The organism is Nonomuraea sp. PA05 (genome assembly GCF_008086045.1).
Classification (GTDB): Bacteria; Actinomycetota; Actinomycetes; order Streptosporangiales; family Streptosporangiaceae; genus Nonomuraea; species Nonomuraea monospora.
The window spans coordinates 1-293 of record NZ_VSEY01000127.1; the positions used below are offsets into that span (position 1 = coordinate 1).

1 protein-coding gene is annotated in these 293 nt (G+C 69.3%); it reads right to left on the bottom strand.

Annotated elements, in window-relative coordinates:
- Positions 1-240: hypothetical protein (locus FXF51_RS62330; protein ID WP_222872003.1), on the bottom strand; the 240-nt coding region annotated here is incomplete at its 3' end.
- Positions 241-293 lie beyond the last annotated feature (53 nt).

A 293-nucleotide genomic window follows, 5' to 3' on the forward strand; every position in this document is an offset into this window, starting at 1 on the left:
GACCCGCCAGCGGATGAGCCATCCGTCCTTGAGCTTCCCGGCCGTCACCACCGGCGACTGCACCCAGCACTTGACGGACGCGGTGCAGGCGCCGCCGTAAGTCTCACCCGTGCCGGACCAGATCAACCCCGAACCCTGACCGGCCGCCGACGGATCATGCTCGACCTGCGCCTCCAACCGCAACGGCCGCGACTCCGGATCCGCCCCATAACCCGAGAACGACGGCTGCGTGGACGACAACGTCCACAACCCAGAGGCTGCCTGGCCAGGCGACGCCGCCACTCCGGACACCA